The organism is Methylophaga thalassica MP, from assembly GCF_000214595.1.
GTDB classification, from domain to species: Bacteria; Pseudomonadota; Gammaproteobacteria; order Nitrosococcales; family Methylophagaceae; genus Methylophaga; species Methylophaga thalassica.
In genome coordinates this window covers 1114199-1140455 of the sequence record NZ_AFIG01000001.1, presented here as the reverse complement: position 1 = coordinate 1140455, position 26257 = coordinate 1114199, and the positions used below count along the sequence as shown (strand labels likewise).

Below are 26257 nucleotides of genomic sequence, written 5' to 3'. Positions count from 1 at the left end.
CCTAAACCACCCAGGCTTCAGGGCGACCAATGTTATATCCTTGCACAAAATCAACGCCTATATGTTGTAAGCTGATTAGTGTCACATCATCTTCAACAAACTCAGCCACGGTTTTGAGTCCCAACACCTGACCGATGCCATTGATAGAGTTAACAATTTCAAGGTTCACTGAATTTTCCACACAGTCTTTGACAAACATTCCGTCAATCTTGAGAAAGTCAATCGGCAGTTGTTTCAAATAAGCAAATGAAGACAGACCACTACCAAAATCATCCAATGCAAATAAGCAGCCGACTTTTCTCAGCTCATTAATAAAGTAAAGCGCGCTATGCATATTCGAGATGGCTGCTGTTTCAGTAATTTCGAAACAAATAACGGCACCTGAATCAACTAAATCAGCGGAAATAATTAGCTTGATGATTTTGTCGTAAAATCGGGTATCCCCAAGCGATTGACCGGATAAATTGATCCCATATACACCACTGATATCACGCCCGGCTTTTCTCGCCTCTTCCAGACGTGACAACACATGGCTAACTGTCCACATATCAATAGAAGCAGCAAGGTTATACCGCTCTGCTGCGGGCAGAAAATGACCTGGAGGAATAATTGTGCCATCTTCATCCAACATTCTTATCAGTAGTTCACAATGCGGTTTCGTACTGTTTTTCTTATGTGTAGCCACAATAGGCTGGCTGAACAAAACCAGTTTGTTATTACTCAGTGCTTGCTGAATTCTAGATACCCAACGCATTTCGCCACTGCGCTGTACAAGTTCTTCATCGCTGTCACTAAACACATGCAGTCGATCCCTGCCTGATTCTTTTGCTGCGTAACAGGCATTGTCCGCCTGTTTAAAAATCTCAGTCATCGTACTTTCTGGTCTGATATTGACCATGCCAACACTGATAGACGAGGTAAACAGTAAATCATTATCAATAAACTCGAAACGTCTGATCTTCTCCATCACACGGTTGAGTTTTTCTTTAGCCTGCTCAGAAGTAGTATCAATTAATACAGCAGCAAACTCGTCACCACTTAATCTGGCCAGAATATCCGATGGTTGTAGCTCACACTTGATAATGTTTGCTATCTGAGTAAGTAGTTTATCCCCTGCTTTATGGCCGCAGGTATCATTGATGACCTTAAACTGATCCACATCGATATAACAAAAGACATGGTTTGGCGCAGCGGTTTCCTGAAGTAATAACTGCAAGTGTTTTTCTATAGCAAAACGGTTAGGGAGCCCGGTCAGCGTATCATGTAAAGTGAGATGTTGAAGATCTTCCGAAAGTGACTTTTGCTCTGTAATATCTTGTGCGTGAATGACAAAATAATCGACTTTGTTATTCGTATTTCTAACCGCAGAAACTGTCCCTGTTAACCACAGAGGTCGTTTATCGCGACTCAAGCATTTTCTTGTAATCTGATATTGCTGCAAATCACCATCAATAAGTCTATAAAAGTCGCGACTCGCTTCACCGCATTCATCTTCATGCAATAGCAATAACATATTCATGCCTTTGAATTCTGTCTTACTGTAACCGAATAGCTTACATCCGGCTTTGTTTGCATCTAATATGACCATGTCTGCCGTCATTAAAAAGATGGGAAAACCAGCATTTTCGAAGGTTTGTGTCAGAAAAATCTCTTTCTTTTGTAATGTTTCAACTAACTTTGTTTGTGACGCATTGACACTCGTTAAATGACGCACCAAGTGCCGGTTTTCCTGACGTAATCGCAAACTTTCGGTGACTCTCTCATGCAGGTTTCTGAATAGCATCGTGCAGGCAATCATATATGTGACAAGTGTCAGTGCTTCAACCTTAAGATCGACATAGAACATCGCCAGGATAACGGAAATAAGCATTGGATAAACATAAGAAATAAAGCTTATAAAGCTGCTCAACATCGAATAAATGGCACCTGAGCATAGCCCAGCAACCACGAGTGGAATAATCAGCTGATGATTGAATTGCGTCTCAGCATCAAACGCAAAACCCAGACTGCCCCAAGCCAGACCAGATAGAAATACACCAGCGGCATAGATTTTTTCACAACGTGAAACAACGCTGGGATCATCAGGATGTTGAGAAAAATACACGTTGAGATATTTGACTATCAAAAATCGAAGCACAATAGTCAGAAAGATAGTTGCGCCCCATAGATGCAATAACTTTAAGTCATTGTAAGAATACAGTGCGATAAGGGTTAATAGCAGAATAACAATATTTGTTATGCAAGCGATAACACCTTGCTGTAACAAAATGCCTATACGCATTTTGTTTATCTCAAATTGCTGAACGCCAGGTTCTACATCACTTTGACTAACCGTTTTCAACACGATTCCTGAGTTTTAAAAGTTATTTAAATATTTGAACTACATCACACGACGGCACAGTAAAACACACTTTATGAGATATGCCTGTGAGATAGTTCACGAGAATACGAAAAATTGATATCTGAGATTAGACAATTCATTCAGGAGTAGTTCAGTTTCACTTTGCTATGGTTTATCTATTAAATAGATAGGAAGAATCAGCGCTTAGTAAAACGGCTACTTCATTAATATTAATCTCAGTAAATGAATTAAATTTTGACTATTAATGACATTAATTCTGTTTCAAAGCATTGCCGTTAGGGCATTATAAAACATCAATATAATTAAAAATGACCTAAATCATGGCATGCAAGTAAAGCTTAGTGGATCATATTGGTGCTGATGCTTAGCATATAATGAATTGAGAGAGAAATATGCAAAGAAAAATAATCAACCTTCAGGTTAGACGAACCTCTCTAGCAGTGCTGACAATGAAGTTTAGCCTAAGATATATCATGGCATCGGTCGCTGTTATATGCTCATTTACTTCTGCACTTTTTATCCCGTTGCCAGTGCTTGCCGATGGAAGACCTTATACAGTCAAACAAAATAATAAAGTAGATTCAGATACGTTTATCGGTTACAAGGTATACAGAACATGGTGCGCTCGTTGTCATGGCACTTTTGGTCAAGGGCTCGCAGCCAGTGACCTTACCAATACATTAAAAAACACGGATCGTGATGATTTCTTTAAGATCGTTGCCAGAGGGAAAAAAGGCCGTATGGGCGAAATGCCAGCCTGGCAGTCAAATGATAATGTAATGAAAAACAGAGACAGAATTTATAGCTACCTGCGAGCCAGAGCAGATGGTGCTCTAGGAGCCGTTACACCCGAGTTAATCGACTAATGCAAGTATTTAAAAAAGGACATTTCAGCCCGCTGAACCCGCTATATTCAAATATCATAGAGATAGTAAGGCACAGCCATGTATAAAGTCATGTTACTGCTATTCGTTGCCAGTTTATGCCTACCTGCCTGGGCAGATGACCACCTCCCCTACGAACAAGAACCAGGTAATAATATAAATGAAATAACGTTACCACTATCGGACCACACTGCAGCAGAACTGGCTAAAGTGGAGACTGGCGGAAAAGTACTTTCTGTAGACGAAGAACACTACGGCAATAAAATTATTTTTCGTGTTAAAGTGCTGCATAACGACGGTAAAGTGAAAATACATCGCTTTGATCGTGACTCTGGCCACTCCGTTCCATGAGGTTGCATGCGCGTACTATTAGTGGAAGATGAAAAGCATCTTCGCGAACAAATTACCCAACAATTAAAGCAGCATAATCTTACTGTCGATGCAGTAGCTGATGGTGATGAAGGTCTGTTTATGGGCTCTGAATATCCTTATGATGTCGCCATTATCGATTTAGGATTGCCTAAACTTTCAGGTATTGAACTTATTCAATCCTTGCGTAAACAAGGTTTTGATTACCCTATCCTGATATTAACCGCCCGTAGTCGTTGGCAGGACAAAGTGGAAGGGCTTGAATCTGGCGCAGATGACTACCTTGTGAAACCCTTTCATTTTGAAGAGTTGATTGCACGAATCAATGCGCTTAGTCGTCGAGCTTCCGGCTGGTCAAACCCAACACTAAGTTGTGGCCCGATTACACTGAATCCGGCCACACAAGAAGTCACTAAACATGACGAACTTGTTGAATTAACGGCTTATGAATACCGCCTGCTTCATTATTTATTACTGCACGCCGGTGAAGTGATTTCAAAAACAGAACTGACCGACCACATCTATGAACAGGATCAGGATCGTGACAGTAATGTCATTGAGGTATTTGTAAAACGCTTACGTAGTAAACTGGATCCAGACAAACAGCTAAATCCGATAGAGACACTACGTGGTCGTGGTTACAGGCTTAACCTGCCCCGTGAAAGTCATTAATTTTTCTTTATCCAACCGGGTTCTTGTTGCTGTCAGTCTTGTTTTAACTGCGTTTCTTGGACTATCTGCGATCAGTCTTAATAATGCATTTAAAAGCAGCGCGGAGCTGGAACAGAAGAAACGTTTAAAGAACTACGTTTACACGCTACTTACCGCAGCAGAAATTAATGATAAAGGTGAGTTAAAAATGACTCACGATCTGGCAGAACCTAAATTTTCTATTCCTAATTCCGGCTTGTATGCACAAATAACCAGTAATGGGAAAATTGTCTGGCAATCCCCGTCCGCCATTGGCCATTTCTTGTCTTTACCCTTTCAACCCGGACCATCCAATGAACATTACACGGTGGTAGATGTTGACGGAGGCATGAAATTGCAAAATCTGGCCTTTGGTATTGTCTGGGAAACCGAGACAGGTAAAGAACTGGACTACACGATTAATGTGGCTGAAGACATGTCGACGATAAAGGAGACAACAGCCAGTTTCCAACGTAGTTTATGGTACTGGTTAGGCGGTACAGGTCTCATGCTATTACTTGCACAATGGTTGATATTGAAGTGGAGCTTACGGCCATTACACGATGTTGCTAAGGATCTACATGCAATTGAAACCGGTGAACATCATCGTTTAAATGATGAATATCCACGTGAGCTGAAACAACTCACCAACAATATCAACGCGCTTTTAGATCACGAACAATCACGTCGTCAACGCTACAAAAATTCTCTTGCTGATTTGGCACACAGTCTTAAAACGCCTCTTTCCGTTTTTCGTGGTGAACTGGCCAATAATCATGATTTGCAGAGTCTTAAAAGCACGGGGTATGAACAACTGGACAGGATAAGTACCCTTGTCGATTACCAACTTCAACGTGCCTCTACCGAAGGTAAAAGTAGTTTACTCGCCCCTGTATCACTCGGTGAGATTATCCATAAAATTATCGGAAGTTTAGACAAAGTCTATAAAAACAAGGCTATACGTCATCAATGTGAGATTGAGCGTGATGCCTATATTCATGCTGATGAAGGTGATATGTATGAGCTTTTGGGCAATTTGCTGGAAAATGCATACAAATATTGCAAACATCAGGTGCATGTTATTGCCACAAGCTCAGGAAATATGGTCAAAATCCGTGTAGAAGATGATGGTGCTGGTATTCCGACACGTGCTGAAAGCTACATTATCAAACGCGGACACCGCATTGATACCCAAGCAGAGGGGCAAGGTATCGGCCTTGCCATCGTCAGCGATATTATTATGGCTTACGAAGGTAATATCCACCTTGAACGGGGCCGTTTAGGTGGCGCAAGTTTTATTGTGGAATTACCCCGAATTTAAGCTTGTTGCTGTGATTGTAAGTACTGGAATAATTGTCGTGCTGACTTCGGTGGTTTTTCTTGTTTCGCTTCACGTTGTGCATTTCTGACCAGCTGTCTGACATGCTGAACATCAAAGTCATCAAACTCAGCGATTAATTCAGCATAGACCTCATTTTCACCTGCCAGCAATCTATCTCGCCATTGCTCGATTTGATGAAACTGTTTTACCTGGCCCTGATGCGGCTGTTTTAACTGCTGTAACTTCTGGCTTATCGCTTCATGGTCGCTATCAGCTATCAGACCACCGATATACCCAACCTGACGTTTCAAAGCACCTTTACTCATTGATTGTGCGCTGATAATTGCATCATAAAGATCTTCAGATAAGTCTAATTTTTGCAAATCTTTAGCTGACAGCTCTATTAATGAACGACCAAGATCTTTTAACGCATTAAGCTCTTGTTTTACCTGTGTTTTACTTTTTTCAAATTCCCAATCAGCTGGCCACTCTGCATCCTGATCATATTCAAACTCTGACATAAATGTTATTCACCTATTATCGTCACAATAATGCGACGGCGTTGTTGATGGGTACGATGTTCCCACAAATAAATTCCTTGCCAAATGCCTAAATCACACTGTGCCCCACTTATCGGAACAGTTAGATCTGGATTGGTTAAAACCGTACGAATATGGGCACTCATATCATCCGGTCCCTCATCCTGATGCCTGAACATCGGATCGCCATCTGGCACCAAATGCTGCATAAAGGTTTCAAGATCGTGACGCACATCTGGATCAGCGTTTTCACAGAGCATTAATGAAGCACTGGTGTGTTGAACAAAGACATGACAAGTACCTGTAGACACACCAGACTCTGCAACAAGTTCTTGTATATCAGGGGTGATATTAGTGGTACCTCGTCCGGGACTTTTAAATGTTAATGTGCGCTGAAAAACCATTAGCCGAGACCTGCTTCAAAGTGCATTTTCGCTTTACCATTATCAATAATGCTCCTGACATAATCTGCGGCTTCACGCTGAGACACCATGACGCCACAATGCCAAAGTATGATGGCAGCGCCATAGACAAGACTATCGTATGCAGGGCCTTTTACGCCTGATAAAGCTTGCTGACCTTCATCCAGTGTGCGTTGGGCAGTGACATCATCATCCGTTTTAACACCTCGGGTATCTTGTTCAATACCAAACTCTTCAGGATCCAGTGTGCAAGCCTGTAATTTACCGTTTAACAAACGATGATTATTTGACGGCTCACGTAATGTCGGTACTAAACCACCCTCAAGGCCTCTGGCGATAAAAGCGGAATTATAACCAAATGCCTCAGCTAACCAGCCCAGAATGTTCGGATATTCTTTATGCACAAAACCAATACCCAAATGTGTCTGTTTTTTTGCTTTTAAGGGCATAATCATTTTTTCTAATGTCGCCAGACTCGGACGTTTAATCATTTGCGTGCGTAGTGTTTGTAATGCAAATAAGGCAGGACTTGCCTGAGCCTGATCTAAATAGGACCAGCCAATCTGATTATTCATCACGGCGTCAGCCGCCTCGGCCGTCGATTTTTCAATATTGTAGCTAGCCAGTGATAAGACCTGAGCATGTGTAACACCAAATTTAGGACCCATCTCAAACACACCCTGAGACATTGACGGTAACCCACAGGCAGCCAAAACAGCAGGCAAAAATGCAGTCATTGGGCAATGACGATTAAAGCCATTAAACGGGTCAGAAAAAATAAATAATTGGTCGACATCCACCGACTGGCACATAGTTATTGACTGGCATGCTCTGAGAATACCTAAGTTTTCTTCATTGGTCTCACGCTTCATTCGCATGGCAATGAAGAATATCGCGGCTCTAACAGGATCTGCATTGCCTGACAAAATCTCCATCATTACATCAAACGCTTCTTGCTCAGTCAGGTCTTTACTGAGATGAGGTCCGGTGGCGATTTTTTTAATAGCGTCTGCAAGTGCTGTCATCATTATTCCTGTATTAACCACTGTTGTAATGTTGCTTCATCAACCACTTCAATACCAAGTGATTCTGCTTTTGTCAGCTTCGAACCAGCGTCAGCGCCAGCAACCACATAATCTGTTTTTTTCGACACACTGCCAGCGACTTTTGCGCCAAGTGCCAACAACTTTTCTTTCGCTTCACTGCGGGATAAGGTCTGTAGCGTTCCGGTTAAAACAATTGTCTTACCACTTAGCGCAGTATTGGTTTGTTTTTTCTCTTCCGTTGGCCAGTGAATACCCACGCTCAACAGACGCTCAATCACCTCACGATTATGTGATTGCTGAAAAAATGTCTCAATATGATGGGCAACTACTGGCCCTACATCTTCAATCTCCATCAAACTTTCTGAAGACGCCTGCATCAGTTCTTCCAGCGAGGAGTAATGTAATGCTAGAGCGCGTGCTGTGGCTTCACCGACTTCCCGAATGCCTAATGCATAAAGAAAGCGCTGGAATCGTGTTGCTTTAGCCGCATTCAGCGCATTAACCAGGTTTTCAGCAGATTTTTGTCCCATGCGTTCCAGACTGGCGATAGTATCGACATCCAGTAAAAACAAATCTGCCACATCTTTGATATGGCCTGCATCCACAAGTTGCTCAACCAACTTATCACCCAGACCATCAATATCTAATGCTTTTCTTGAGGCAAAATGTTTAATCGCTTCTTTACGCTGTGCCGCACAAAACAAACCACCGCTACAACGAGATACCGCTTCACCCTCTTCCCGCTCCACATCCGAGCCACAAATAGGACAAGCCGTTGGCATAACAAACTCACGTGCATCATCAGGACGCTTACTGATAATTGCTTTCACGACTTCAGGAATCACATCGCCGGCTCGTCGCACAATAACGGTATCACCGATGCGGACATCTTTACGGCGTATTTCATCTTCATTGTGAAGTGTCGCATTGGACACCGTAACACCACCGACAAACACCGGTTTCAATCGGGCTACAGGCGTTAATGCACCTGTGCGACCGACCTGAATTTCAATATCTTCAACCGTGGTCATCTCTTCCTGTGCAGGAAATTTATAGGCAATAGCCCACCGTGGCGCCCGCGACACAAAACCAAGTCGTTCCTGCAATGCGGTGTCATCAACTTTAAACACCACACCATCGATATCATATTCAAGGTTATCCCGACGCAAGGCCAGGTCATCAATATATCGCTGGCAGGCTTCTAAGCCTTCTAGCACTTTTAGTTCAGGAGAAATCCGACATCCCCAACCAGCAATCAATGTCATCGCTTCAGAATGACTGTTGGGGCGAGGCATACCTTCAATCACGCCGATACCATAGAAGTAAATTTCCAGCGGTCTGGATGCGGTAATCTTGGAATCCAGTTGTCTTAATGATCCGGCAGCTGCATTGCGAGGGTTCACGAACGGTTTTTTATTATTTGCCAACTGAGACTGGTTCAACTTTTCAAAGCCGGCCTTGGGCATAAAAATCTCGCCACGAATCTCAACAACCGCTGGAATATGCTCGCCTTGCAGCTTTAATGGCACCGAATTGATGGTGCGAACATTGGCCGTCACATCCTCTCCAGTTGTGCCATCACCGCGGGTTGCCGCCTGAACTAAAATACCGTTCTCATAACGAATACTGATAGCCAGGCCATCGAGTTTAGGCTCTGCTGCGTAAGTTTGGGCTTTATCAGTATTTAACCAGTCACGAACACGTTTATCAAAAGCACTTAGCTCTTGCTGGTCAAAGACATTATCTAAAGACAACATCGGAATCGCATGCTGAACTTCATCAAACTTATCCAGTGCCTGACCACCCACGCGCTGTGTGGGCGAATCAGCAGATAATAGCTGCGGATATTCGCTCTCTATCGCTTGTAGTTCACGAAATAAACGATCATATTCAGCATCCGGTACTTCGGGATTATCTAAAACGTAATACTGATAGCTGTAATGATTAAGAAGCTCACGTAACTCAGCAGCTCGCTGGGTAATATCAATTGAAGTAGTCATTCGACAGGTGATCACTTTCGGCTTGGACGGACATTTGGTATTCAAATATTTTGGTTCGCATCGCTTCTACGGCATCTTCACTCACCGGCTGACGGGTTTCGTCACAGAGAATGCCGCCCAGTGACTGGGTCATATTTCTTGCTGTGTCCAGGAGATCATCAAATAAAGCTAAACCATTTACTGGTGCCGGTAACCGTGCAAAGATCAATAAGCCTGGTGTCGACATAGAAACAAATTTATCAGGCAAAAGTGTGCCAGGATCGATGATATTGGCGACACTGAATAAAGACTGCTTTCGTGAACCTTGAGTGAAACGGTGATAGATCTGCATATCACCAAAATGTAAGTCCTGTGCTTCCAGAGCCGCTTTTACGGCTTTGCCAGAAAACATCGTGCTTGACTCAGCCATAACCGTGAATGCAATAACCATATCCCAGTCTTGTGCTGGCGCAGGTTCTGGTTTAGCTTTCTTGGCTGGTTTTTCTTGTTGTTCAGTCTGGCTTAGTGGCTCTGATACCACATTATCTTCTTCTGTCAGCGCTAATGGCTCATCAAATAAATCAATGTCTATTTCGCTTGATTCTGTTTCACTAAACGATGACGTGGAAGATGGTGACTGCTCATGCAACTCTTGCTCAAAAAGCGCGTCAAAGCGTTCTTTGAACTCTTCATCTTCGTCGTTATGAAGATCCAGTTCACGCTCGAATTCACTGGCACGTTGCTGACTTTTATGATGGGCATACCAACTAGCAGCGGCAAACGCGATAAGGATAACAATGATCAGGATAATTATTTCAGACACTTAATATAATCTTTCAGTTAAGAGATAATAGTCGTTTTATTTTATTACTTCAGAGAGCAACCATGTCTACACAGCCAAGCAAACAATTAGAAACTTTCGATAATGCAACACCGGACCGCGATTATACCATTCACATCGAAACATCTGAATTTACCTGTCTGTGTCCTAAGACAGGACAACCTGATTTTGCCACAATCAAACTCGACTATGTTCCAGATGAAAAATGTGTTGAATTAAAGGCTTTCAAACTTTATATGTGGTCATACCGCGATCAGGGCGCATTCCACGAGAAAGTGACCAACACTATTCTGGATGATCTGGTGGCAGTATGTCAGCCCAGATTTATGCGTATAACAGGTATATTCAACGTGCGTGGTGGTGTCTATACCACAGTGGTCGCGGAGTATCGTAAAGAAGGCTGGGTAGCACCAGAGCCTGTCACCCTCCCTTAAATTATTATCCAGCGGCATCGGTATTGACTGATGCCGCTTTCTTAATCATCAAGCTATTTATGGTTAAGCCACTACTGCAACACTGAATGAGGCACTTATGCTAAAAATGATCCAAGGCGCACGTTACTTAATTCAGGGGTTCAGTTTAATTAATCAGCCCGGTATCAGACGCTTTGCTTATTTACCAATGCTGATAAATATCTTGTTATTCAGTGGCGCTATCTGGTTTGGTTTATCTCATTTCGAAGGCTGGCTTGAGGCACTGATGCCAAACTGGTTACCGGCATGGTTAGAAAGTGCGCTGACCTGGATTATCTGGCCACTTTTTGTGATCTTATTGGCCTTAATTGTGTTTTTTACGTTTTCTATTATCGCCAATATACTCGCGGCACCGTTCAACGGTATTCTGGCAGAGATGGTTGAAAAGCAGGTTTCAGGGGCAAGCCCGCCAGATATGCCATGGACACAGGTCATTAAAGACACGCCTAAAATGGTGATGAATGAACTGCGTAAAACGGCTTATTTATTGCGTTGGATGTTGCCTTTATTATTACTCTCGTGGATTCCAGGCTTGAACCTTATCGCGCCGGTTTTATGGTTTTTCTTATCAAGCTGGACATTGGCGCTTGACTATCATGATTATCCGATGGGAAATCATTTATTGGGTTTTAAAGAACAGCGTGAAAAACTTCGTCAGCATCGGAGTCTGGCACTGGGATTTGGTTTTGCCACGCTAATCGCTACTATGATTCCTATTGTTAACTTTTTAGTCATTCCCGCAGCAGTCGCTGGCGCTACAATGTTGTATATAGAAAACCTGAAAACCTGAAAACCTGATCAGGAAAGTCGCTGTACCAGTTCATCCAGCAAGGCTTCAATATCCCACTCACATGAGCCACAGCCTGAGACAGCGCCTGTTTTTCGTGAGATTGTATCGATATCGATAATACCCTGCTCAAACAAACTTTCTATCTTCGCCCTCGTGGTGCCACTGCAATCACAAATGATGTCATCCGGACGAGTTTGGCTATCATCCCCCATGTTTTACCCTTAAATTTATATAAATTTCACTATCAGATTAATCATTAACCACAACGCTGTCAGCAGCAGCATGACGGACATGATTTGATGACCTTTTTGTAATGGCAAAAAATGCTGCTGCACAAGATTGGCAAGATAAACATAAGTTAATTTTACCGAAGCTACTGCTACAGCAGTAGTAATTAACAATATCAGTGATGAAGATAATGTGATTTCATTGTCATTGATAAAAACCGGTAGAATGCCAAGATAAAAAACAATAGCCTTATAATCGACCGCGGTTAACGTAAATCCTGCAACAAAACTCGCCCATCCGCTGTGTTTATTATGTGCTGACGAGACAGTATCAAGTTTGCCTGCTCGCCAAAGCTGATAGCTGAATATCAGTAATATCAGCGCTGCCATTATTTGTACTAACGGCCAATATTGTTCTAAGCACATTGCCACCACGGCCAGTCCAAAAATAGCTAATAACAAATACAGCAAATCTGCCAGAACGATGCCAAAACTCACCATTACACCGTGTTTCGCGCCACACGATAATGTTCTGGATACAACCAACATAACACTGGCACTCGGCAAGGCTGCCATGGCAGCGAGCATTAAAAATAAGACGATAACATTAGATAAGGTCATTAGCTGATTACACTTCTATAAAAAAGCCCCGACTATTTTGTCGAGGCTTATTCATCATTCACGTTTAATTATGCTGGTTCATGGTGTGAGATTGATATGCGTACCAAACAAACCAACTAAGCCAATAATAATCAGGTAAATGGCAACAATATAATTCAGCAGACGTGGTACCAGTAGAATTAAAATGCCGGCAATCAGTGAAATCAGTGGGGTTAAAGCTAATGTCATTTGTCTCTCCTTGTCATTGGAACAATGGAGTATGCCTGTAGAGTCTATTTACTGGCAACTTCAGACTTATCATCCGCTAATAACCAGCCCTGCTCTGTTGCAAATGCAATCTTCTCACTAATCCATTGATGCAGTTCAGGAAATGTCTCTGCAATAAAGGCATGAGCAGTGTGTACTTGCGAGGCCTTTATTTGATGTAATTTCCAGGTTTTACCTTCAGCAGCAATATTCAATAAAAAAGGCAAAAGCCGATCCACCGCCTTCATCAATTTTGCTTCAGTGCTATCACCAAACTCCTGCTCATCCCAGACGGTAAGCAGGTCTTGGATACCATTACCTTGATGCTTGGCAAAGCGTTCCACACACTGTCGTTCCGCCTGATTCGCCGTATCTCTTTGCGGCGAATACAGAAACGTATCGCCGGCATCAACTTCACCTAGATCATGAACCAGCGCATATTGCAGTAATTTCGCCATATCTATATCTAACTGAAAATGCGCAGCCAAGCTCCAGCACGCCATCGCCAGATGCCAGGAATGCTCTGCAGAGTTTTCAAGACGTTCACCACCGGTAATATAACTACGACGATTAATATGCTTTAGCGCATCCAGCTCCATTAAAAAATCGGTCATCTGCTGCATATCTGTCATATCTCTCTTCCAAGCCAACACGGTTTCATTGTTCTAGACTCACTCAACAGCATGTGCAGCCAATTTTTTTGCTGCATTTAAATCAGTTTTGCCTGTACCCAGTTTGGGGATCTCCTCTACATAGAACAGTTTGCTGGGCTGCATTAACGGTGATAATTGTTCACTGATCGCCTGTTTTATCTCAGACTCCGCTTGTTCCTGGGTGTATAGCAACACGACTTTTTCACCTTTTTTATCATCGGCGACCGTGGTGGCTAGTATTTCCACCTCTTCGTTGATATATGGCTTTAGTGCTGATTCGATGGCACCAAGGCTAATCATTTCTCCACCGACCTTAGCGAAACGAGAATAACGATCCACAATCACCAGGAAACCATCTTCATCAAGATGCCCTTTATCACCAGTGTGATACCAACGTACGCCATCCTGCTCAGTAATCACTGCTTCAGTCTTTTCAGGATCATTAAGATAAGCCATCATCACTTGATTACCGCCAATCAGAATTAAACCATCTTCACCCGCTGCTAAATCTTCAAATGTATCAGGATTAACAATTCTGAATTGTGTACCAAGCAGAGGCATGCCGACGGTACCCAACTTACTGCCCACCTGTGTTGTTAGAGTATCAGGCGCCAGCTTATCTGGAATATTCACACTTGCCACGGGTGTAGTTTCCGTTGCACCGTAACCTTCGTAGATGGTTTTATTAAATTTAATTTTAAAGCTGTCACGCACATCTGGATTCAGTTTTTCAGCACCGGAGACAACAATACGTAAAGACTCCAACATTAACGGTTCCACTATACGGTTACGCACATACATACGAAGAAATGTTGATGTACCACACAGAATCGTGCCACGGAAAGTCGCGATGCCTTTGGCAATATTTCTGACATCGGTTGGGTCCGGGTGACAAATCACTGGTAGTGACTCGACCAGTGGTAATAAGGTGGTCACGGTTAAGCCAAAAGCATGAAACAGCGGCAAAACAGACATAACCACATCATCACGTTCTGTATTAAGAACATCCGCTACCTGTTTGATATTACTGATAACATTTCGGTGCGACAGTAAGACACCTTTCGGCGACCCTTCACTGCCGGATGAAAATAGAATCACCGCAGGATCTTCTGCTTTTACCGCGGTCATATAACGCGCTTTGATAACTTCCAGCGGCATTAAACGGACAAAAATCATCATGCTGATGAAGTCACGCTTTTTAATATTCTGACGTAAATCTTCCATATAGAGCAGATTTTTCGCCTTATCTATAAGGCTCGCATCAAACCCTTTATTGCTGAGTTTTTCCACAAATTTTCTGGAAGTAATAATCGTGTTGATATCAGCTTTTTGGATGGCTGCAGCCACCGCCTCAGCTGAGGCGGTAAAGTTGAGATTGACCAGCGTTTTTCCCTTCAACAAACTGGCAATATTGGCAATAATCCCTGCACTGGAGCTTGGCATTAAAATGCCGATATTTTGATGGCAGTCAGTAGGAATCTGTTTAGAAAATAAAATCGATGCGCTCAACATCCTGTGACCACTCATCGCAGAGCCTATGATGTCAGCGGCGGCCATTTCACTACCCTGACGTTTTAAACCTTTGATAATGGCTTCAGGTAATGGCTCCAAGGTTTCGGTATAACTCGTCCAGGCATCTACTGAGAGCTGCAAAACAGCTTGTTTCACCGCAACCCGATCTGAATTAATGGCGAGTGGTTCGCCAAAAGCCACAATTAAATCTGAAAAAGACTGTTTACTGCGCAGTGTTTTTAAACGATCACTTGAGCGGGAAAAACGACTTCCCCATAAACCACGCAGATAAAAAGGCACAATCACCGCATTGGCGTCTGCTGCAGCGACTTCAAAGCCACGCTGAAACTCGCCCAAATGCCCATTACGACTGATCGCGCCTTCCGGGAATAAACACACGACTTCACCGTTATTTAAGCTTTCCCGTACCGCATCAAGTGCTTGTTTACTGCCCCCTGTACCAACAGGAATAATATTAAAGAACTCAAAGATAAAACGCAGATACCAACGTTCATATATTGATTTTGCCATGACAAAGCGAAGCGGACGTGGGCTTGCCATTTGTACAATCGCCCAGTCGATCCAGCTGATATGATTCCCCAGCATCAATACACCGCCACTGGCAGGAATGCGTTCCATATTGAGTACTGTCAGTCGGTAACGTAATGAAAACACCAATGAGACAACAAGACGAGCCAGTGACTGAGGTAACTGCGTGATAGTGTAGACAGCACCAATTAGAGCCACCGCCAACAAAATGGCAAAAATGCCCAGACTGTTCATACCCGCATAAGCGGCCAGCATCGTCAGGATCAGAAATGACAACATGGCAATGTTTTGAACAAAGTTATTCCCTGCAAGGATACGGCCCATCTGACCCGCTTTGGCATGATATTGAATCAAAGCATTCAGTGGCACCAGATAAAGTCCACCAAATACCCCGAGTAAAAAGAAGTTAATAGCCTGTAAAAATGGCGTGATAGCAAAGCTGACAAAAGCGACTGTTAATGCAACGCCCATTGCGCCCACTGGAATAAGCCCGGTTTCAATATAATTTGATGAGACTTTGCCAGCCATAAATGCACCGATCACAATCCCGATACCGGCAAAAGCCATCGTGCCTTGAATAATAATGGTGTTGTCGATGCCAGCAATATCTTTAGCAAAAGCCGGAAAGGTAGCCAGCATAACCTGACATAAAGACCAGAACACAGCCAGACCAATCACTGATCGAAAGATCACCTGGTTACTGGACAACTCTTTCATAATAGTAATGGCGGAGCGACCACTAAGATAAGCTTTAGTATCGAATTCATGCTCTTTTCTGATGCTAGATTTTTGCTCGAGCTTTAATGTCGCGAACCACTCGATTGTGGATAAAAGCACTAAAATCCAACCCAGCGATGCAATCAACGGCAAAATATCCTCAGGCTGACGATAATAATGATTGCTCAATAAAGACTCGAAGCCAAAACTAAATGCCAGTGTCCCCAGCAAAATTGCTGTTGTCGTCACCGCCTGAATCACACCATTGCCTGAGGCAAGCTGTTTTACACCGACCAGTTCTTTTATATAGCCATACTTGGCTGGAGAATAAATCGCACTTTGAATCGACAATGCCAGTGTCATTAAAAAGGCAGCCCAGAACCAACCTAAATAATAAAAAATCGTAATCAAAATGGTGGCAACGACGGCGGATAAGGCGCTGTATTGCATCACTTTATTTTTAGCATATTTATCAGAAAGAAACGATGATGGTGTCATCATCAGTATAAACGGTAACAGAATTAAGGCATTGACCAGTGCAGACAGCATAATTTGCACATCACCGTCATAGGTTTTAAAAATAGTGTTTTGTATCAGTATTTTATGCCCAAGATCGACAAAGGCATTCAAAAAAGCAATCAAACTGAATAACAAGAATCCCTTGATAGCAAATAGCGCTCGCATGCATAGTCCTTTTGGTGAATCATCAATGACAGGCAACACGATACAACAGCCATTTACTATTAGGGAAGTGCAGCAGTTAGATCCTGCCACTAGATAAACGATAGTTAGCTGAGAGAGTATCGTTTATCACTTTGTTGAAAAACTGATTGAAAAAACGTAAAGCGGCAGAGAAAAAATGACCGAACTCAAGACCTTTGTTTATCGTGATAAACGCCATATCTTTTTGTTATTAATTAGCTGTTTTGCTGTCTGGGGCGTGGCTGCCCGCTGGTTAAAGTGTTCAGCAAAGTCTATGTCATGAGTCAGGAGAACCGGCTTTGGTGTTGTTTGCGTATCATGGCACCTACTTTTGTCTCGCCTTCCCCACTGGCTGTATTTTAATTGTCGCCACCTATGGTTATTTTGATCTTAAAAGTCCGCGTAAATAAAACAAACCAACTGCGTTGCTAATACTAAATTAACCATTTTCATAGCGACCGTTAAAACTGACAAAATTAGTTTTTACAGGCCGATGGAATAGCATTAAACTTGTCGCGCTTGTCTGAACGATGGCTGAAATGTTCAAAGCAGAAGTAGTAAGGTCCCACATCTCGATTTGTCTATTAGCAAATTCCAATTTTGGCATCACTTCTGTGATAACAATGCTGTCTCACAGCGATCATATTTTGTGGCTATGTGATCGGGAACAAATTGCTCGACTTTAGCTCTACACACCATTGATTCAGTCAATATTTAAGTACTGTTCTCACAGTAGCGCTAATGCGTTTGCTCTGAAAACAGATCTTAAAATTTAAAAATTTGGAGCAACCCATGAACGCTTGGTATTTCCTCTGCTTTTTATCGGCGGTGTCGGTATTTATTGCTTTTGCTAATCAATATCTACTGAGGTTGCAAACGACTATTGCTATCACCACTGGCTCAGTAGCCATGTCACTTCTGTTGATGGCATTAATTAAATTTGGTGGTAATGATCTGGCCGCTTCCATCAGCGAAGCGTTTCAGGGATTAAACTTTAATCTTTTGTTATTAAAAGGGATGTTAGGCTTTCTTCTGTTTGCTGGCGCCCTGGAAATTGACTTACATCTGCTTCGTCAGCAACGCTGGGAAATCACCATCATGGCGTTGTTCTCCACCCTACTTTCTACCGTATTGATTGGCTATGCCAGTTTCTGGGTATTAGGTCTTTTGGGCTGGAACCTGCCATTAATTTATTGCATGTTATTCGGCGCATTAATCAGCCCGACGGATCCGATAGCCGTACTCGCGATTATCAAAAAGATGAACGCACCTGAAAAAATATCTGTGCAGGTAGAAGGTGAATCGCTGTTTAACGACGGTGTCGGTCTGGTCGTTTTTACCACTATCTTTGCTTTAGCGTTCTCAGGTGCTGAACCTACCTTTTCTGGGGTAGCAGAGCTGTTTTTGGTGGATGCGGTTGGCGGTATCGTATTTGGCGCTGTGCTGGCCTTTGTAGCTCACTGGTGTATCTGTCGTAGTAATGATTCCAGTATTGAACTGCTAATTACTTTATGTATTCCAAGTGCAGGTTATGCATTAGCCAATGTGATTGATGTCTCAGGACCTCTAGCCATGGTGGTGAGTGGTATTGTTATCGGCAATATCACCCGTACCGTCGGTTTCTCGGAACATAGTCAGTTTACCTTGTCACACTTCTGGCACACGGTAGATGCATTCCTAAATGCGCTTCTTTTTCTGTTAATCGGCCTGATGTTAGTAATTCTGCCAGTTAGCTGGACAGAAATCGGCCTGGGACTGGTGATGATTCCTTTGGTTCTTCTGGCCCGTTTTGCTAGCGTCGCTGTTCCTTATATTGGTTTTAAACGCTTCAGAACCTACGACGCACACGCTATTAAAATCCTGACTTGGGGAGGCTTGCGTGGCGGTCTGGCACTGGCCATGGCAGCCTCTATTCCAAAAGAAGTTTTATTTGTAAATGGTGTCGATTACCACACCCTATTATTGATGATGACCTATGTTGTGGTGATTTTCTCAATCGTTGTTCAGGGTTCAACCATTGCACCACTGATTAAACGTAGTATTGAAGCTCAGAAATCAGCATAGAGAAATAAACGGCATGGCTAACATGTCATGTCGTTTTTTCTGACTGCAGCCATCTCATTTTTTCTGACACCATGCTTTCATATAATCAATAAATGCCCGGGCTTTGCTCGATAAATACATAGTGGGCAAATACATCGCATAGATATTTGCCCCCGGCGTTTCATACTCTTCCAGCACCGCTTCTAACTGTCCTGATGCGATAGCTTTATCGACGGTATAGGACGTCAACATAATGACCCCCATGCCACCAATAGCGGCTTCCAACATCGCATCGGTGTTATTGACATTAAACCGCCCTTTGACCTCAACCGTTTCTATTTCCGTGTTTTTTTCAAAAATCCAATGGTTATAAGTCGGATTGGGGGTATAAACAATGGCTTGATGCGCTGCCAAATCTGCCGGTACCTTTGGTTTGCCAAACTTCTGCCAATACGCGGGTGATGCACAAACAACGCGATGTGTTGTGCTAAGGAGTTTAGCCACATACAGTGGTGGCGGCTCTCGAGTTAAACGAATAGCAATATCGTAACCTTCATCGGCCAAATCAACCGTTCTGTCACTAACATCCATTTCAACAGACACTTCAGGATATTCATCAAGAAAACCTGGAATCGCTTCAGCCACCTGATGTGATCCAAAGGTAACCGGTGCTGTAATGCGTAATAAACCACGGGGTGTATCGTTTAAATACGTCACTGCCGCCTCAGCTTCATGAGCTACCGATATTACTTTACGGCAATGGTGATAAAAAATACGGCCTTCTTCAGTCAAACTTAACCGGCGTGTTGATCGGAATAACAGTCTTGCTCCGAGTTCTTTTTCCAATGCTGTAATTCTTTTGCTTACTACAGGTGTTGAAATACCTAGTTGTTTTGCTGCAGCAGTAAATCCACCTGCATCAATTACAGCGCCAAAGATCACCATATCATCCAGCGATTGCATAACCATTCCTAAATATTCAGAAACAATAATTTTCTAAAAACATCAATTATAGATTTATAGGAAAAAGTTACAATAACACCACGGTAAAAAAAGGATCGAGTGATGGATACAAAAAATATGAGCTGGGGGATTGTGATGCTGCTTGCTGCCACACTTTCATGGGGTGGAATGTTTCCTATAGCTAAGCCTGCTTTAGAGATTATTGATCCCTACTACATCACGCTGATTCGTTATGGAATTGCTGCTGTGCTTTTTGTCGTCATCTTATGGTGTGTTGAAGGCAAACAAGCATTTCGGCTTCATAACAGATTATTACCATTACTTTTTCTCGGTACATTAGGGTTTGCAGGATTCAATCTGCTGGCGTTTAGCGGACTCACACACTCTAAACCAGAACATGGCGCCGTCATTATTGCCATGATGCCGATGATAACGGTTTTACTTAGCTGGTTTCTAAAAGGCCATAAACCCCATACCTTTACCTTAGTGACAATTATGGCTGCATTTCTTGGTGTGTTTTTAGTGATAACCAGTGATCACCCACAACAAGCCTTTGCTGGGGGTAAGTTGGAATGGGATTTGTTATTCCTGAGCGGTGCTATCTGCTGGGTCGCTTATACGATGGGAGCAGAACGCTTCCCAGACTGGTCTCCACTTCGTTACACCACCATTACCTGTGTATTGGGTGCCATTGCCATCGGTATCATCACGTTTGTACTAACCATGAATCATGATATTCATACACCCACCCTGGCAACACTTGGTGAGCTTCATTGGACCATCGCTTATTTGGTCATTATGGGGGCATTAATTGCCGTCTTAAGCTGGAATGCGGGCATTAAATTACTCGGTCCCGTAAATGGTGTTTTATTTATTAATTTTGTCCCTATTACCGCATTTACCATTGGGGTAATCAATGGTCGCTCATTTAGTCATGCAGAAATACTTGGAGCAGCCATCGTGATAACGGCATTAATTTCAAACAATCTGTTTTTACGCTACAGGCAACAAATGACACTCGTTAAGAGTTAGCCATATCGAGTTAGCATCTCCTGTTGAGAAGACTGTTTGAGCAGATCCATGAAGTGTTTAAAAATGGTTGAAAATCAGAAAATATGGCTTTGTTTTTGTTTTCAGCCATCGCATCACTGAGTAACTTCAAGCCCAGTGCAAATGACGCCGCAGACTCTGTAGTAAAGTCTCCCCGCTTTTGCAGGCATTCAGCCATCATCAATAACTCATCCTGACTATCGATATGAAATGACAGCGGTGAGGCAACATAGATATTTGTTTCTTGATTCGTCACAGATTGTAATGTGACCCTCATCGGCTTTTTCATTAGCAATGACTCCTCTTGGCAAAAATGGATAACGATGAGCCAGTTACAGTCAGCATGGAAGGCGTCTCATCGTTGCCAAAGAGTATTACTGATATAAAGTTAAAGCTGAGTTAATGAGCGTGTAAAACTATGCAAAGATATGACAATGAAATTCAACCCAATAGCATACGCAGCTACCGGGTTGAATTATTAAACTTATTTTGCTTCTTTTTTAAGGCGTTCCGCTTCAGCTTTAATCATCGCCTCTAACTCACCGATATGAGCTTGTACTCGTTTAGCACCGATTTCACCGCCTTGGCGCATCAGCTGAGGCATCAATTTAATCGCTTTTTGCCCTGTTTTACTGCCATAAAAATCACGGATATCTTTTAACTCTTGTGCGGTAAACGCGTCGGCATAAATTCGAATAATGTCAGGCTTTAAGCTTTCATAACTCATATACTTTTTGAAAAACGTCAACATCACCGAACGAAATGGCGCCAATGATGGGTTATTGTTAATTTGCACATCCAGCATCTGTTCCATTGACTGCTCTAATGCTGACTTCATGCCGACCGCTTCCATCAGTTCAGCCGCTTCTTTTTCTGATGCCGTATCAGCGAGGGTTATCTGACTGGCAGCTAACAGTAATGCCAGAGCAAAAAATTGAATAAATTTCATTTCATCTCCATAGGGTATTAAAAATAAATGTTGGTCTAATCAAATAAGGTAGGTCGAGCAGGATTACACACAAACTCCCAAGCATGATGAATATCAGTGGCAATCACTCTCCCTTTGGACAAGGGTGGCAAATCATCAATCGAAAAATAGCCCACATCATCCGTTTCCATCCCAGCTTTTATTTCTTGCTCCGGCAGCGCTTCACATAAGAAAAAAAGCTTGTAAAAATCACGGATATCCGGTGTATATTCACCTTTAGCTTTATGTCTGACTGCATATAAATGTGACGCTTTGACAATAATTCCGGCCTCTTCAAACACTTCTTTTTCGGTATTCTCAGCTGCCGATAGACCTAAATCAGCATAACCACCGGGTAAACTCCACAAACCGTCAATCTTTTCTTTCACCAGTAATACACGTTTATCTTTGAATACGACGCCTCTAACATCAATTTTTGGTGTAATGTAACCGCCATCATCGACATCAGGGCGAAATAAATTTTCAATCGCGGTTAAGGGTGTATTAGCTAATGAAGCCAACAGTTGCTGAGCTAGTGTTGAAATATCCTGATAGCGTTCAAGATCATATTCGTTATGACTAAATTCACGTCCTGTCTCTGCAATAGCATGTATGCGCTTTACCGCTTGCAGCCAAATGTTTTCCATTTTTTCTTCCTCGCATCATAAGAGTTTAACGTCGATACGACTCATTTCTTTTTAGCCACCAGAAGGTATACCAAAAACAAATACGCTAAAACACATTATCGAAATCAACGCAAAAAAACGACTTTGCCAGGTCTGTTTTTGCTGATGCGCAACAATAGAAGCCACCAGACTTTGCAGAAAATAAAATAATGCAAACGCACGAGAAGCATAAGCAATGATTTCATTCACATTGGTTGCCCAGGTAAGCATGATGGTGACAACCATAATAATCAGATAAACATATCGAATAGATAGCTTGTGCTGCACAATATCCTGCACCAAACCACCGGCACCTGAGGTATCGGCAACCGCGGCGCTGAACTGACTACCCACAGCAGCAATAGAAATTAATATTGGCAAAACCACAGCAACAGGTAGCATGATGTTAGTGATAGCTGTCACATCGGCATCCAGTCCGGAGTGGAATAGCACGGTCGACAGACTGATAAACATCACATAAATCACGGCAGAGATAATTTGAGCCCTACGCATGGTTTGAATTCTTTCATCTGCTGAATGCTCATCTTGCAAATAACGTGAAGTTTCAAAGCCCTGAACCACGATCAATAAGCCCAGTAATACCCGAAAATCATGCAGATTTATCTCTGAGGACATATCAGGTAACCGCCACTCGCCGCCCAGAAGTAAATGTATGTTGTATGCACATAATGCAAACAGAAGCCCGACAATCATTCCCAGATTTAGACTCACAGCATAGGTTTCGATTTTCTCCAACTCGTCTAACCCACGCCACATGCCAATACCGCCAATCGCTACTAACAGAGCCGTGGTAATGATATTGGCATAAACATCACCACTTACACCAACAGCATTTAATACAAAAGCAGCAAGCAACTGTAAATAATAAGTCACGGAAATAAAGTAGGCGGCAGCCAGTACAATTCTCGACAAAAAAGCGACGTTTTGTGCGGTTCCCTGCTGATGTTCTATCGGTTCAAAGTGACGAATATTAAAACGAATAGCATGTCCAACGGCATAGGCTATAAGCAATAATGCCACCATACATAAGACAGCATAGTTGCCTACCGTATTTGCCAGTAGTGGTGCGCTAATAAGGAAACCACTCCCCATGATGGATGCCAGCGGCGTGACTGTTGCTTTCCATGATGAGGACTGTTTTAAGCGTTTAGAAAAAGCCAGATAAGCTGCTACAGCTGAGGCAATAACAATAATGACAGTATTCAAAACTACTGAAGACTGCATTTATGGGCGTTCAGCAAACTGAGGGACGTCATCACAAATTTGATGCCAAGATGCTTTTGAACTCACAAAGATATGGGCTTGTGGTTTGATATCGACCGCCGTATCGAGTGTGCCTAAACGTAACCGTATAATTTCAGGCATGGTGCTACGTTTACTATAAAGCTGTGAACCACAGTGCTGACAAAACACCCGGAAAACACCCGGTGAAGATTCATATTCGGCTATCGCCTTCTCGCCAGTATTAAGGTGAAACTTATTGCTCTCTACAGCCGCATTAATCGCATAAGCAGAGCCACTGGCTTTTCGACAATTTTGGCAATGACAGATCATCGTGGGTCCGAGTTCACTATCAATCTCATACTGAACAGACTGACACAAACAACTGCCTTTCAACATACCTACCTCATAACAAATGTGAATAATGGCAACTCTAATTTAGTGTTAACCATGAATGAATGTGGTCATTCTTAAGAAAGCTTACACGATCATCCCCTTTTTCTGAATGTGCGATTTTCAATAATTCTTAATTGGTATGGATATATTTCGTATTTCATCACTCCAACACACAATCCTTCTTACTTTTTGGTTTCAAAAGGAGATATGTATGATGAGATTGATTGTCACCTTATGTGTGACTGTTTTGTTTATGCCTCTGGTACAAGCCGATGTCGCAGAAACAAAGTTAGAGAACGAGGCATTACAGATAGATCATCAAACCTTCAGGCATGAAGTGGTTCGTTATGTGCGTAGCATAGCCATGGAAAATGAAGATAATTCAACCAAAACAGCACTCACTCAATTAGAAAAAGAATGGAATAACCATTATCAGCAAACGCATTGGCGTGTTCACATTGTCAGTTATCACGAAGGTAACGTGTTTGGTGAAGGAGATGCATCGGGAGCCTCACTGACAGAAACACTGCAGCAAGCCACACAAGCATCGTTAGCCGATACGGTTATCACGTCTAAAACCGATCTGAATGACTATTATTTCAAAGTGAGTTTCGACTATCACCCAGATCACGTTTATGCCATGGTAAATAATGAAGACAACGCTTATGAGGTTCAGGGTGATCGCGTCATCGTTCGTCATGTTGATAGAGAAGGTATTGAGAATCAAATAAAGCAAAGTAAAGCGTATTTATTACGTGCCATTAATAATGACTATTCCGGTATTTTCAAGTTTTATGACGCCGAGCATGATACATCTGAGAAACTGCTGCGAACGACTTACTCAGCGACAACATTAAATACACTAATACGTCTAAATCAACACCAGAAAGATATCGAGTTGCAATCCTACTTTGAAGGCATGGCACAGTTTCTACTCGACAGACAGTTAACATCAGGCCCCAATGCAGGTGGATTCGATTATGGTGTCGATCCTGAAACTAATGAAGAAACCTGTCGTATTGTTGTTGGTACCACATCTAAAACGATTTTTACCCTGTTGTTGCTCCACAATATGACACCTGATGAAGAGAAATACCTGCAATCCGCGCAATCGGCTGGCAACTGGCTACTCAAGATGATCCATGATGATGGCACTGTGACACCGGTTGCTCAATGCGAAGATGATAAGTGGAACTACAACAACAAACAGTCCATTCTTTATTCCGGTCAGGTGGTATCTGCCCTCTCTCGTCTCTATGCCATAACAAAAGATCAACGCTATTTAGAGGGTGCCAAACAAGTGGCCAGCCAGTTAATTCGTGAGGTCGGCCTGCATGGCGCACTGGTCGGTGATGAATATCGTCCGGCTAATTCCATATCATCCAGTTGGATAATGATGGCTTTAATCGATCTGGCTAAAGTTGATCCCACACCCGTTTACATAAAAACTATTTTACAAATTGGCAACGTACTATTAGAGCGACAGATCAACCAGCCTGACGATGCCTATAATCATGGTCGCTACCTCGATGCCATGACAACCAGCGGTAATGGCTGGATCAATGAAGTCATGGGAGAAATGGTACCTTTCTGTGAACAACAGAAATTAGGTGACTGTGATCAGTATCGTGATGCTATGCGTAAAACCAGTCGCTGGTTATTACAAAACACCTATAACGAAAACAATACCTACAATATTACTAATCCCAAACAGGCTATAGGTGGTTTTATCAATAACTTCAGTAGCCAGAAAGTAAGAACGGATGCCGTTTGCCATGGCTTAAACGGCTTATTAAGTATGTTGGACAATGAGCCTGATGATAAAGATGTTTTTATCGATTTACCTGAACGTCCACTAACAGAACTGTTACCGTTATTACGCGCTGGTGAATATAATTAATAGGCCAATAGCTGAGCAGGTCAATCAAATACTGGCCGCCTTTATATAACTATCCCACTATGTCACACATAAAAAAAGCAGATGTTAA

Annotated in this window: 27 protein-coding genes; 10 read left to right on the top strand and 17 right to left on the bottom strand. The window is 42.6% G+C overall.

What is annotated here, in order from left to right:
- Nucleotide 1: 1 nt before the first annotated feature.
- Nucleotides 2–2341, bottom strand: a complete 2340-nt coding sequence (locus MAMP_RS15655; RefSeq protein WP_007145000.1) for a putative bifunctional diguanylate cyclase/phosphodiesterase — start codon at nt 2339–2341, stop codon at nt 2–4.
- Nucleotides 2342–2835: 494 nt separating this feature from the next.
- On the opposite strand from MAMP_RS15655, the gene MAMP_RS05455 reads away from it, so the two are divergent.
- The 4 genes from MAMP_RS05455 to MAMP_RS05440 all read left to right on the top strand — a co-directional run bounded on the left by MAMP_RS05455 (nt 2836) and on the right by MAMP_RS05440 (nt 5626).
- On the top strand, nt 2836–3228 hold the full coding sequence (locus MAMP_RS05455) for a c-type cytochrome (RefSeq protein ID WP_007144999.1): 393 nt from the start codon (nt 2836–2838) through the stop codon (nt 3226–3228).
- 78 nt (nt 3229–3306) lie between these two features.
- The gene (locus MAMP_RS05450) at nt 3307–3597 is read left to right on the top strand and encodes a PepSY domain-containing protein (protein WP_007144998.1); all 291 of its coding nucleotides are present in this window, start codon (nt 3307–3309) and stop codon (nt 3595–3597) included.
- A gap of 6 nt (nt 3598–3603) precedes the next feature.
- A complete protein-coding gene (locus MAMP_RS05445) occupies nt 3604–4287 on the top strand; it encodes a response regulator transcription factor (RefSeq protein WP_007144997.1) in 684 nt (227 codons plus the stop codon).
- Nucleotides 4244–5626 (top strand): ATP-binding protein, encoded by a 1383-nt coding sequence (locus tag MAMP_RS05440; RefSeq protein WP_237701192.1) that lies wholly within the window; start codon nt 4244–4246, stop codon nt 5624–5626. Before MAMP_RS05445 ends, MAMP_RS05440 begins: the two co-directional genes overlap by 44 nt.
- Here the strand turns inward: MAMP_RS05440 and yjgA are convergent.
- From yjgA to MAMP_RS05415, 5 genes are read right to left on the bottom strand one after another with little or no spacing between them, the layout of a single operon-like run.
- Nucleotides 5623–6147: a ribosome biogenesis factor YjgA gene (yjgA, locus tag MAMP_RS05435; RefSeq protein ID WP_007144995.1), complete on the bottom strand. Its 525-nt coding sequence runs from the start codon at nt 6145–6147 to the stop codon at nt 5623–5625. The genes MAMP_RS05440 and yjgA overlap by 4 nt on opposite strands.
- A gap of 5 nt (nt 6148–6152) precedes the next feature.
- A complete protein-coding gene (locus MAMP_RS05430; RefSeq protein ID WP_007144994.1) occupies nt 6153–6569 on the bottom strand; it encodes a secondary thiamine-phosphate synthase enzyme YjbQ in 417 nt (138 codons plus the stop codon).
- Nucleotides 6569–7612, bottom strand: coding sequence for an anthranilate phosphoribosyltransferase (locus MAMP_RS05425; RefSeq protein WP_007144993.1), 1044 nt, complete (start codon nt 7610–7612; stop codon nt 6569–6571). The genes MAMP_RS05430 and MAMP_RS05425 overlap by 1 nt, the downstream gene beginning before the upstream one ends.
- A 2-nt stretch (nt 7613–7614) precedes the next feature.
- Complete coding sequence (ligA, locus tag MAMP_RS05420; RefSeq protein WP_007144992.1) at nt 7615–9633, bottom strand: NAD-dependent DNA ligase LigA; 2019 nt, start codon at nt 9631–9633, stop codon at nt 7615–7617.
- Complete coding sequence (locus tag MAMP_RS05415; RefSeq protein ID WP_007144991.1) at nt 9617–10435, bottom strand: cell division protein ZipA; 819 nt, start codon at nt 10433–10435, stop codon at nt 9617–9619. Before MAMP_RS05415 ends, ligA begins: the two co-directional genes overlap by 17 nt.
- 62 nt (nt 10436–10497) lie before the next feature.
- On the opposite strand from MAMP_RS05415, the gene queF reads away from it, so the two are divergent.
- Together queF and cysZ are read left to right on the top strand one after the other, a co-directional pair.
- Nucleotides 10498–10887, top strand: a complete 390-nt coding sequence (gene queF, locus MAMP_RS05410) for a preQ(1) synthase (RefSeq protein ID WP_007144990.1) — start codon at nt 10498–10500, stop codon at nt 10885–10887.
- A 97-nt stretch (nt 10888–10984) separates the two neighbouring features.
- The gene (cysZ, locus tag MAMP_RS05405) at nt 10985–11716 is read left to right on the top strand and encodes a sulfate transporter CysZ (RefSeq protein WP_007144989.1); all 732 of its coding nucleotides are present in this window, start codon (nt 10985–10987) and stop codon (nt 11714–11716) included.
- A gap of 8 nt (nt 11717–11724) precedes the next feature.
- Here the strand turns inward: cysZ and MAMP_RS05400 are convergent, their stop codons facing one another.
- From MAMP_RS05400 to MAMP_RS05385, 5 genes are all read right to left on the bottom strand, one after another.
- Nucleotides 11725–11928 carry a (2Fe-2S)-binding protein gene (locus MAMP_RS05400; RefSeq protein WP_007144988.1) on the bottom strand — a complete coding sequence of 68 codons (204 nt, stop codon included), beginning with the start codon at nt 11926–11928 and terminating at the stop codon, nt 11725–11727.
- Between the two features lie 15 nt (nt 11929–11943).
- Nucleotides 11944–12564: a LysE family translocator gene (locus MAMP_RS05395; protein WP_007144987.1), complete on the bottom strand. Its 621-nt coding sequence runs from the start codon at nt 12562–12564 to the stop codon at nt 11944–11946.
- A gap of 78 nt (nt 12565–12642) precedes the next feature.
- Complete coding sequence (locus MAMP_RS15865; RefSeq protein WP_007144986.1) at nt 12643–12792, bottom strand: DUF3096 domain-containing protein; 150 nt, start codon at nt 12790–12792, stop codon at nt 12643–12645.
- Between the two features lie 44 nt (nt 12793–12836).
- On the bottom strand, nt 12837–13442 hold the full coding sequence (locus MAMP_RS05390; protein WP_007144985.1) for an HD domain-containing protein: 606 nt from the start codon (nt 13440–13442) through the stop codon (nt 12837–12839).
- 39 nt (nt 13443–13481) lie between these two features.
- The gene (locus tag MAMP_RS05385; RefSeq protein ID WP_007144984.1) at nt 13482–16925 is read right to left on the bottom strand and encodes an acyl-[ACP]--phospholipid O-acyltransferase; all 3444 of its coding nucleotides are present in this window, start codon (nt 16923–16925) and stop codon (nt 13482–13484) included.
- A 175-nt stretch (nt 16926–17100) separates the two neighbouring features.
- On the opposite strand from MAMP_RS05385, the gene MAMP_RS16515 reads away from it, so the two are divergent.
- The gene (locus tag MAMP_RS16515; protein WP_007144983.1) at nt 17101–17226 is read left to right on the top strand and encodes a hypothetical protein; all 126 of its coding nucleotides are present in this window, start codon (nt 17101–17103) and stop codon (nt 17224–17226) included.
- A 509-nt stretch (nt 17227–17735) separates the two neighbouring features.
- Complete coding sequence (locus MAMP_RS05380) at nt 17736–19007, top strand: cation:proton antiporter (protein ID WP_007144980.1); 1272 nt, start codon at nt 17736–17738, stop codon at nt 19005–19007.
- A 54-nt stretch (nt 19008–19061) separates the two neighbouring features.
- Here the strand turns inward: MAMP_RS05380 and MAMP_RS05375 are convergent, their stop codons facing one another.
- On the bottom strand, nt 19062–19949 hold the full coding sequence (locus tag MAMP_RS05375; RefSeq protein WP_007144979.1) for a LysR family transcriptional regulator: 888 nt from the start codon (nt 19947–19949) through the stop codon (nt 19062–19064).
- Nucleotides 19950–20051: 102 nt separating this feature from the next.
- Here MAMP_RS05375 and MAMP_RS05370 point away from each other — a divergent pair, with 102 nt between their 5' ends.
- Nucleotides 20052–20981, top strand: a complete 930-nt coding sequence (locus MAMP_RS05370) for a DMT family transporter (protein ID WP_007144978.1) — start codon at nt 20052–20054, stop codon at nt 20979–20981.
- A gap of 10 nt (nt 20982–20991) precedes the next feature.
- Here MAMP_RS05370 and MAMP_RS05365 read toward each other — a convergent pair whose 3' ends face one another.
- The 5 genes from MAMP_RS05365 to MAMP_RS05345 all read right to left on the bottom strand — a co-directional run bounded on the left by MAMP_RS05365 (nt 20992) and on the right by MAMP_RS05345 (nt 24272).
- Nucleotides 20992–21288: a DUF3861 family protein gene (locus tag MAMP_RS05365; RefSeq protein WP_007144977.1), complete on the bottom strand. Its 297-nt coding sequence runs from the start codon at nt 21286–21288 to the stop codon at nt 20992–20994.
- 195 nt (nt 21289–21483) lie between these two features.
- Nucleotides 21484–21948: a DUF2059 domain-containing protein gene (locus MAMP_RS05360; RefSeq protein WP_007144976.1), complete on the bottom strand. Its 465-nt coding sequence runs from the start codon at nt 21946–21948 to the stop codon at nt 21484–21486.
- 35 nt (nt 21949–21983) lie between these two features.
- Nucleotides 21984–22613: an NUDIX hydrolase gene (locus MAMP_RS05355; protein WP_007144975.1), complete on the bottom strand. Its 630-nt coding sequence runs from the start codon at nt 22611–22613 to the stop codon at nt 21984–21986.
- 51 nt (nt 22614–22664) lie between these two features.
- Nucleotides 22665–23876 carry a hypothetical protein gene (locus tag MAMP_RS05350; protein WP_007144974.1) on the bottom strand — a complete coding sequence of 404 codons (1212 nt, stop codon included), beginning with the start codon at nt 23874–23876 and terminating at the stop codon, nt 22665–22667.
- Nucleotides 23877–24272 (bottom strand): GFA family protein, encoded by a 396-nt coding sequence (locus tag MAMP_RS05345; RefSeq protein ID WP_007144973.1) that lies wholly within the window; start codon nt 24270–24272, stop codon nt 23877–23879.
- Between the two features lie 208 nt (nt 24273–24480).
- On the opposite strand from MAMP_RS05345, the gene MAMP_RS16295 reads away from it, so the two are divergent.
- The gene (locus tag MAMP_RS16295) at nt 24481–26169 is read left to right on the top strand and encodes a glycoside hydrolase family 76 protein (protein ID WP_007144972.1); all 1689 of its coding nucleotides are present in this window, start codon (nt 24481–24483) and stop codon (nt 26167–26169) included.
- Nucleotides 26170–26257 lie beyond the last annotated feature (88 nt).